Here is a 737-nt window from a genome sequence, read left to right as displayed (position 1 = left end):
TTTGCCGTTTAATATGGGTATATGGCTCTTTGAGATAGAGTTGGTTCGAACTGCCAGACAGCAACATGGAACGGAGGTGATGAAATGGCACAATACGGATATATCCGTGTTTCGACACGGGAACAAAACGAACGGCGCCAGCAGGATGCGCTCAGGGCCTATAGGATTCCAGACAAAAATGTTTTTATGGACAAAATGTCGGGCAAGGATTTTGAGCGGCCGGAATACATCAGAATGATGAAGCGGCTGAAGAAAGGAGATATCCTGGTCGTCAAAAGCATCGACAGATTGGGCAGGAACTACGGGGATGTGATGGAGCAATGGCGCATCATTACAAAAGAAAAGGGCGTAGACATCAAAGTGCTGGATATGCCCCTTCTGGATACGACGCAGGCAAAGGACCTGCTCGGGACGTTTATCGCAGACCTTGTCTTGCAGCTGCTGTCCTTTGTGGCGGAGAACGAGCGGAGCACGATCAGGCAGAGGCAGGCGGAGGGAATAGCTTCGGCAAAGGCGCGGGGGGTGAAATTCGGAAGGCCGGCGAGGCCGAACCCGAAGAACTTCGACAAGCTGTGCGAACGCTGGCTGAAGGGGGGGATTACGCTCCGGCAACTGGCGGCAGAAACGGGAATGCCGCCCAGCACGCTCTACAGGAAGATGCAAAAGCACAAAAAAACGGCACCAAAGTATGCCGCAAACACGATTCTATCGAACATTTAATTTTTCCCGAAACGTAT

At 51.7% G+C, this 737-nt stretch carries 1 protein-coding gene; it reads left to right on the top strand.

What is annotated here, in order from left to right:
• Nucleotides 1-84 precede the first annotated feature (84 nt).
• On the top strand, nucleotides 85-720 hold the full coding sequence (locus H8S18_RS14490; protein WP_186858985.1) for a recombinase family protein: 636 nt from the start codon (nucleotides 85-87) through the stop codon (nucleotides 718-720).
• The last annotated feature ends 17 nt before the right edge of the window (nucleotides 721-737 follow it).

It is taken from the genome of Christensenella tenuis (genome assembly GCF_014287795.1).
In the GTDB taxonomy this organism is placed as follows: Bacteria; Bacillota; Clostridia; order Christensenellales; family Christensenellaceae; genus Christensenella; species Christensenella tenuis.
This window is presented reverse-complemented; position numbering and strand designations above follow the sequence as displayed.

Excerpts from the sequence above, each read along its gene's own strand:
- H8S18_RS14490 (WP_186858985.1), top strand. The coding sequence starts at position 85 with ATGGCACAATACGGATATATCCGTGTTTCGACACGGGAACAAAACGAA.